Below are 8,284 nucleotides of genomic sequence, written 5' to 3'. Positions count from 1 at the left end.
ACCGCCGTATACGGAACCGTACGTACGGTGGTGTGAGAGGTCGGTAATTGAATTAATCAATTACCTCCTACTCGATTATTTGAGACAAATTGGGCCTTGATTTGGCTTAAATCAATACTCGCAGCGCGTTCCACCAGCCATTTCCCGCAGGCACGAAGAACAACAGCATAACAGTTCTAGGGTTTGCTGAAGCCCACATTCAAGATGAATTGAATTTTATTCGGCTCAAATCAAGCTCCGCAGCGTTCCACCAGCGTATTTCCCGCAGGCACGAAGAACCACTTTTTCAAAATTTTATCCTTAAAATTAAAAGAATTAAAAAATTTCCGATAATTTTCGGGTATTTAAAAGGGTGACAACAATTAAGTAGTTGTCACCCTTTAAGGCATCTCAAAAATTTATGTTTAATTATGATGTGATTATTTTTAAAGAAACATACAACTTAACTAAAAAGGTTATTGTTTGTTATCCTTGATAATCTTTTCAGTCGTTGTTTGTAAGCTAGTCAAAGATTTCTTAACTGGTTCGTTCTTAGTTAACATTGCGTCAACTGCTTCCAAAAGTTTCGTCCGATATTCAGAGAAACCTAAGAAGGCATTTGATTGGAAACCGTCAGGAAGTGAATCAACTGCTGCTTGGTTGTAGGTGTTCTTTTTAAGGTAATCTTTGAAGTCAGTTGTTTCAGTTGCTGATTTACGTAAAGGTACGTAACCAGTTGCTTTGGCCCACTTAGCCGTTTCTTTGGTTGACATTAAGTATTTCATGAAAGCCCAAGCACCTTTTTTCTGATCAGCGCTGGCGCTCTTGAACATAACAATGTCGTTACCGGCAATTTCAGTAGCCTTTTTGCCATTGTAACTTGGTAGTGGCATTGTGCCCCAGTTAAGTGACTTAGGAGCTTGTGCGACCATTTGGGTGACACCTGCTGAAGAACCAGCGTAGAAGGCTGACTTGCCTTGAGTGAAAGCTTGAGTCCAGTAGAAGTCTTCGCCGGCTGTTTTAGCAGTACCATCTTTAACCATGTCCATGATAAAGTTAGCAGCTTTTAAAGTATCGGCAGAATCTAGGTTAACTTTTTTGCCGTTAACGCCAATTAATGGGTTGCCAGCTTGACGAGCTAAACCTTCGAATTCCATATCCCAAGATTTGTCAAAGCCCATGCTATAGATGCCATGTGCTTTAAGGACGACGCCGTCTTTAGCGATATCTTCCCAAGTTGTTGGTTTTTTCAAATTGTATTTATCTAAAATATCTTGGTTGTAATACAGAACACGAACAGATTTACTGAATGGCACTGAGTAGTACTTACCTTGATATTTTGAACTACTTAGGAATGAAGGATAAATATCTTTTAAGTCTGCGCTTGATAATTTGTTGTCGCCTTTAAGCATGTAGTTGTCTAAAGGTTCGATTAAATCATTCTTGCTATAGTCAGGAACGGTTGTATAAGTTGTCTGTGAAATAACAGGGAGGCTGTTTGATTTAGCAGCGGCCATGATTTTTTGTTGTAAGGCGGTGTAATCACCTTGTGCAGTACTGACAACCTTATATTTTGATTGTGAACTATTGAAATCATTGATGATCTTCTTCAAAGCTTTTTGATAAGGACCATTCATACCATTCCAAAATGAGATTTTAACTGGTTCGTCTGATTTTGTCTTGGCATCACTAGCAGATTTACTACCGCATGCTGCAAGTGATAAAGCTAACCCCAACGAAGCAACTGTTAACAATGCCCGTTGCCAACTTATCTTCTTCATTATTTTATCTATCCTTTCAATCCTGTTTTTGAGATGCCTGCAATAATGTACTTTTGAAGGAAAATGTACAGAACTACCATAGGGAAAATGACGAACGTCGATGCTGCCATGAGCCATGCATAGTTGGTCCCAGCATCTGAAGTGAATGCTTGTAAGCCAACAGGCAAGGTGCGCAATTTTTCTGTATTAGTGACAATCAATGGCCACATGAAAGCATTCCATGAGCCAATGACTTGTAAGACAGTGACAGCAGTAATGGTTGATTTAGAGATGGGAACTAAGACATGCCATAAGTAATGCCAGTCGCTAGCACCATCAATTTTAGCCGCATAATAAATTTGGTCTGGAACGGATTGGAAAGTCTGCCGCAGTGTGAAGACTGTAAAGAAGCTGGCTAACCAAGGAATAATTAGGGCGCCGTAAGTGTTGATCAAGTGCATTTTTGACAAGGTAACGAAATTAGGGATGATCAACATTTCGCCCGGGACCATCATCGTACCTAAGAAAATAACGAATAAAATGTTTTTGCCATAGAAGTTCAGGCGAGAGAAAGCGAAGGCTGCCAGAATACTCGTGAACAGTTGGCCCAAAGTTGTGACGGTAGTGACAATCACACTGTTGATAAAGTATTGAACGAATGGTGCTTCTTTAAGTGCATTAACGTAGTTGCTGAATAGTAAATGTTTAGGAATCCAAATAGGGGGAATCTTCACTGTTTCAGGTTGAGTCTTAAGGGAAGTTGACAGCATCCATAAGAAAGGCATCAACATAATTGCAGCACCCAAAATAAGGATCACGTAACGTAAAACCATGGCCACTTTTAATTTCATGTGTTTACCCCTTTCTAATAATGGACATGACGTTTGCTATACCATAACTGGAAGACAGTTACGAGCAAAATCATGAAGAACAAGATCACACCGCTGGCTGCGGCAATGCCGTATTTCCATTCGGTATAGAACTTCTGATAGAGGTAATAAACAATTGTTAAAGCGGACTTACTTGGCCCAGGTGTTCCGTTGAATAAAGCAAAGATTTCATCGAAAACTTTGAAACTGCCAATTACACCATTAACGCTAACTAAAAAAGTAATCGGTGAGAGTAATGGAATCGTTACATTGGTAAATTGATGCCAAGCATTGGCACCGTCGATTTTAGCGGCTTGGTAATAACGTTCGTTAATATTATTCAGGCCCACTAAGAATAAGATAATATTAAAGCCAAGGTTCTTCCAAACACTCATGATAATTAAAGCTAACATGGCGTATTTAGGGCTTTCCAACCAACTAATGGCATTAACGCCGAAAAATCCTAAGAAATAGTTCAACAAGCCATAATCACTGTTATAAATCCAGTGCCAAACTTGTGCGATGGCGACAGTACTTGTTACAAATGGTAAGAAATAAACGGTGCGGAAGAAGCCAGCCAACCATTTAATCCGATTGAGCAGTAGGGCAATCACTAATGAAATAATGACAGTTAATGGCACCACACCCACGACGAAGATCAAGGTATTTTTGACTGCTAAATGAAAATCGGGGTCAGCAAAAATAAATTTGAAATTATCAATGCCATATTGAGAGACGATGTCCTTGAAGAAATCGTATTTAGTATAGAAGCTCATAATGAACGACTTGATAATAGGATAAATGCTAAATGTAATCGAGATAACCAACATTGGTAGTAAATAAAGTAATGCTTTTAAGGTTGATTTAATCGTCGGCTTGGCATTAAGCATCCTGATCACCACCGAATATCCGCACCCCGTCTTTATCAAAGAGATAAACACCATTGCGCTGCAAATAGAGTGGTAATTCTTGTCCGTCAGTAACGTCGGCCTGAACTTCGGTTGTCAATAAACGTTGACCGTGAAATTCAAGCAAGGCATTCTTTTCACGACCATATTTTTCTGAACGGGTTACTTTGGTCGTAATTGTTGCCAAGGTATTAGCTACCGTATTGTGGTCTTGCAAAGCTTCTGGTCGAATACCAACTTTTTGCGTCCGTTGTAAAATATCAGCGTCAATTTGACCATCGAGTTCACCAGCAAAATCAGTAATATCTAAGGTGTTAATGACGGGCTCGCCAATAAATTGAGCCACAAATAAATTACTAGGATTATCATACAAGGTTTCAGCGGAACTGAATTGCTGAATATGCCCTTGATTTAATACCATGATGTGGTCAGAGATATGTAGTGCTTCATCCTGATCATGGGTAACAAAGATCGTAGTGACGCCTGTTTCTTGTTGAATCCGGCGAATTTCTTGGCGCATTTCGATTCGTAAACGTGCATCCAAGTTAGACAACGGTTCATCAAGCAATAAAAGACTAGGCTCTTTAGCTAAGGCACGGGCAATCGCCACACGCTGCTGTTGACCACCTGATAAAGCGCCAGGCTTTTTATCTAATTGATCGTCAATATGAACGAGCTTAGCCAACTCAATGGCCTTTTTCTTGCGATCTTTCTTAGATACTTTGGCCATCTTCAGTGGGAATTCGATGTTATCGAGGACGCTTAAATGTGGATAAAGAGCATAGTTCTGAAATACCATGCCAACTTTTCGCGCCAATGCATCTTTCTTAGTAACATCTTGATCACCAAAGAAAATTTGCCCCGAAGTAGGTGCTAATAATCCTGAGATCATCATTAAGGTTGTTGACTTACCACAACCACTGGGACCTAGAATTGACACCAATGTTCCTTCTGGAATTGTAAAGTTCAAATGATGCAGAATCTCACGCTTGCCATCATATGACAAGGTGACATCTTTGAATGTAACCTCCAACGGTTTCGCCCCTTTTAAACGGTTTTGACCACAACATACACAATATAATTGGTAGGTCTACAAATATGATACAACATTTTGTGGGTGTTGTCTTGACGGTTTGAAAAAGAAATCGATTACATTTTTTGATTTTTTTTCCGAACATTCCGGCCGAAAATGTTATTATAAAGTTGGAAATAAACGAATAAAGATAATTCGCGGTTTGGGATTACTTTTTTATGTAAGATTGTATTCAAAATAGGTTTGTGAGGTGAGAATTAATGACGCAATTAACTAAAATTGTGATCATGGATGCACTTAAAGATGACTTATCGCAGAAACAATTTACGAAGTATACGGTGACTGAACTGTTGCGGTCAACCAGAATTTCTCGTTCAACTTTATATTATCATTTCGATGGCGGGCTTGACGATGCACTCGTCTTCACGTTTCGTCATGAATTAGTGCAGCCTTTAATGAGCCAGCAACTAAATTGGAAAACCGGAACAGCTTATATTTTGGATTATTTATTTGGTCATCAAGTATTGGCTGGCAATATTTATGTTTTAACGGTAGGACCGGAGCGGCTAGCAGCGGCGCGTGAAGATTTTTGCCGTGCTTTTTGGGCGGGGTGTCGTTATCAGTATCAAAGACAACAGTTGCGCTTATTATGTGCGGCATTGCTGGCAGAGTTGCAGATCTGGACAACGAGTGATTTTGCAGAGTCGCCAGAACAAATTCGCCAGCGGCTATTGACTTTTGAACAAAATTTAACCACTACTCGTTAACTGTCCAAAAGTCGTACAAAATTCAAAAGTTGTGAGTTGTAAAGCGTGAACAATGCGCTATGCTAAATATGTTCATGGTTGTACTTTCATGTTAAACGTAACTAGTATGATTGGTGAATGTTGTGTGCAATCAAATTCGATGAGAGGAACCTGACGATGATTCAATCTATTAATCGTGGGCGATTTTTGACGTAATTTACTGCGATTTGCTACAATGGATTGGTATGACAATAGTAGGAGTTAGGGACAAAAGGCGAATGACAAATGATTGTCAGCGAGTTTGGCAGCAGGACTTAAGCTTTCGACTCATGGCAATAGCAAGTAAAAAGGTACGGAAATTTTTATTTCAGTGCCAAGTTTGTTTTGAATTTTTCAACTTTTGTCCTAGCTTCATTAAGGAGGTCAGTAGATCATGATTCGTCCCGCAAAGAAGACAGATGCAGAACAGTTTGTACCCATTTTGATGCAGATTTTGAATGATATGGAATTAGATGTCATCACTGAGATTGGTAACGAAAAAATTCAGGCTTTATTAGCGGCAGCTTTTGAAGATCCGTACTATCGCTACGGTTATCAACAAACTTTAGTTTATGTTAATGATCAAACTGATCAGGTTCAAGGTATTTGTGTTGGTTATCCCGCTGCAGCCGAAGCAACGATTGACGACACATTAAGACCATATTTAAAACTAGTGGGAATTCCTGAAGAGACGCAATTATTTACCGACGTAGAGACCAAGCCTGGTGAATGGTATCTGGACTCATTGGCGGTTGCACCAGATGCACAAAAGCAGGGAATTGGTGGTCAGTTGTTAGACTATCTTCCTAATTATTTGCGTGCAAAAGGTGAGCATACGATTAGTTTAAATGTTGATTTTGGGAATGCTAAAGCAAAACATTTATATGTTCATCACGGTTTTATTTCTGATGGTGAATTAATGATTGGTTCTCATCGTTATGAACATTTGATTCAGCAGATTTAAGTGAGCACCTAACAAATAACCTTTAGAGAATTTTACTTTGGGTGAAATGAACCCCAGTATTGGATTTTGCTCCAACACCAAGGATTCACGCCAAGGGTATTCTTTTATCGTTTGATTAAAGCGGTTATAAGCTGTATGCTTGGGCTAGGAGATGATGGTAATGTTTGAATTACTGTTATTTTTGGTTGCTTTAGGTTTCACGATAATTGTGCAACCCGATACGCTATTAAATGGACGTAATGTTCATCGCTATTTACAACGTCACGGTTATACGGCTCATAATGTTAAGCATGCTGTAATGAAGTATCTATTGTTTTAATTGCTGTATTTTGTAACGAAATTTCAACTTTAATAAGGGCCGCTAACAAACTAATTATTTGTTGGCGGCCCTTATTTTGACGAAATTATTTTATTTATTGGTGTAGCTTTAATTGGTAGCAATATTATGATAGGGGTTAAATTTCAGCTTTGTTTTGCGTTGGGCAATTAGTGACCATTGATTCAGCGTCGCCGCAACCAAAAAGACGGGAATTAAATCCTGTTGCTGCACTTCTAACGTGATCATAATGCCATCAAGTCCTTTTTTGTTGACCATTGGTTGTACGGTAAAGATATTACGGATACCGTGGGCAGTTTGGTAACTATTCGTTGCTAGTGATCCCATAACGGTCCAATTAAGCTGAGAGATATAAGTGAACTGATGCCAAACAGCAGTAAGCTTGTGCATTTGACCAATCGGGTTATGTCGAGCTTCCAATTGATAGGTGGGTGAGAACTTACTCTTAATCTGCGTAACGCGGCCTAAATAATTACCATTGATCGAGAGTAGATTAAGGCTACCTTGACTGATGTCAAACTGACCCGTTAAGATCATGATTGGTTGATAATCTTCATCAAAGATAAATTGGCTGTTCACGCCATTGGGATTTTGATTTAGTAAATAATAAACCGCCATAAACATCACCTCATCAGAAATAGCGATTTTAAATAAAGGCGCTGTGAACAAAAGACGACACTATTCTTGCGCCAGTGCCCATTCAATTGCTTGTGCCACGCCGTTGCCAATATTAGTCGCAGTCGTAAAAGTAGCAACTTGTTTGATTGCCGGAATTGCATTTTCCATTGCCACACCAACACCTGCAGCCGTGATCATCGAATAGTCATTCAGATTGTCACCAATTGCCATGATTGCATCTGCAGCAATACCTTTTTGCTGAGCATAATCAAGCAATGCCAATCCTTTTTGGGCCTTAATACTATTAATTTCGATGTTGTTCGGCGATGAAGAAGTAATCACGATGTCACTGTGCTGCGAATATTTTTGTCGAATTGAATCGAAAATATCAGGACCATCTGGAGAGAAAACGAGAATTTTCATAATTTGGAAATCAGGATCATCTAAAATCTGTTCGTAATGTTCAACATAATTAATGTTCATAATTTCTAAACGAGCGGCAGCCAAAGCAACCGCAATTTTGTATGTTGTATCTGGATTAAGATTGACTAGCAGATCAGCCACGTTTTGAATGCGGCGGACTTTGCTTTCGGAATAAACGCCTTGATTAGTCACCAATTCAAAGTAGAAGTTTTGCGCCTTAAGTTCATGGGCTAATTGCTGGGCTAGTTCATTTGTTAAGGGTTCGTTAACCACTAATTGACCAGTTGTATCAAAAACTTGTGCACCAGTTAGTGTAATATAAGCTGGGTCTAAACCGGCTTGTCTAAGTAACGGTTGTGCTTCACTGAGACCGCGGCCTGTGGCAACGATAAATTCAATCCCAGCAGCTTGCGCCTTTTTGATGGCGGCTATATTTTCTGGAGAAATTTCCATTTTGTCATTTAGTAAGGTGCCATCCATGTCGGAAGCAATAATTGAAATCAAAACATCACCTTCCAATTCTTCGTCATTTATTAAGTTTAGTGTAGCATAATTACCTATTACTTGCAGGTTTCAGTACGTGGCAGGTTGGATAAAGAATTTGCTGA

9 protein-coding genes are annotated in these 8,284 nt (G+C 39.3%); 3 read left to right on the top strand and 6 right to left on the bottom strand.

Translation table 11 applies throughout. The annotated features are described in order from the left end of the window. Positions 1-455: 455 nt before the first annotated feature. The 4 genes from EKM65_RS06595 to EKM65_RS06580 are packed head-to-tail and all read right to left on the bottom strand — an operon-like array spanning position 456 to position 4,549. Positions 456-1,760, bottom strand: coding sequence for an ABC transporter substrate-binding protein (locus EKM65_RS06595; protein ID WP_125606876.1), 1,305 nt, complete (start codon positions 1,758-1,760; stop codon positions 456-458). Between the two features lie 8 nt (positions 1,761-1,768). Further along, complete coding sequence (locus EKM65_RS06590; protein ID WP_125606874.1) at positions 1,769-2,590, bottom strand: carbohydrate ABC transporter permease; 822 nt, start codon at positions 2,588-2,590, stop codon at positions 1,769-1,771. 14 nt (positions 2,591-2,604) lie between these two features. Further along, a complete protein-coding gene (locus EKM65_RS06585; protein ID WP_125606872.1) occupies positions 2,605-3,498 on the bottom strand; it encodes a carbohydrate ABC transporter permease in 894 nt (297 codons plus the stop codon). After that, positions 3,491-4,549, bottom strand: a complete 1,059-nt coding sequence (locus EKM65_RS06580; protein WP_125606870.1) for an ABC transporter ATP-binding protein — start codon at positions 4,547-4,549, stop codon at positions 3,491-3,493. Before EKM65_RS06580 ends, EKM65_RS06585 begins: the two co-directional genes overlap by 8 nt. Before the next feature lie 260 nt (positions 4,550-4,809). Here EKM65_RS06580 and EKM65_RS06575 point away from each other — a divergent pair, with 260 nt between their 5' ends. The 3 genes from EKM65_RS06575 (at position 4,810) to EKM65_RS11245 (ending at position 6,617) form a co-directional block, all read left to right on the top strand. Further along, positions 4,810-5,316, top strand: coding sequence for a hypothetical protein (locus tag EKM65_RS06575; RefSeq protein ID WP_125606868.1), 507 nt, complete (start codon positions 4,810-4,812; stop codon positions 5,314-5,316). A gap of 412 nt (positions 5,317-5,728) precedes the next feature. Further along, positions 5,729-6,298: a GNAT family N-acetyltransferase gene (locus EKM65_RS06570; RefSeq protein ID WP_125606866.1), complete on the top strand. Its 570-nt coding sequence runs from the start codon at positions 5,729-5,731 to the stop codon at positions 6,296-6,298. A 160-nt stretch (positions 6,299-6,458) separates the two neighbouring features. Further along, positions 6,459-6,617 (top strand): hypothetical protein, encoded by a 159-nt coding sequence (locus EKM65_RS11245; RefSeq protein WP_164506852.1) that lies wholly within the window; start codon positions 6,459-6,461, stop codon positions 6,615-6,617. Between the two features lie 108 nt (positions 6,618-6,725). On the opposite strand, the gene EKM65_RS06565 is transcribed toward EKM65_RS11245, so the two are convergent. Beyond that, positions 6,726-7,253: an LURP-one-related/scramblase family protein gene (locus EKM65_RS06565; protein WP_125606864.1), complete on the bottom strand. Its 528-nt coding sequence runs from the start codon at positions 7,251-7,253 to the stop codon at positions 6,726-6,728. A gap of 60 nt (positions 7,254-7,313) precedes the next feature. After that, a complete protein-coding gene (locus tag EKM65_RS06560) occupies positions 7,314-8,180 on the bottom strand; it encodes a Cof-type HAD-IIB family hydrolase (RefSeq protein WP_125606862.1) in 867 nt (288 codons plus the stop codon). Positions 8,181-8,284 lie beyond the last annotated feature (104 nt).

This window comes from Lapidilactobacillus bayanensis (assembly GCF_003946695.1).
In the GTDB taxonomy this organism is placed as follows: Bacteria; Bacillota; Bacilli; order Lactobacillales; family Lactobacillaceae; genus Lapidilactobacillus; species Lapidilactobacillus bayanensis.
This window is presented reverse-complemented; position numbering and strand designations above follow the sequence as displayed.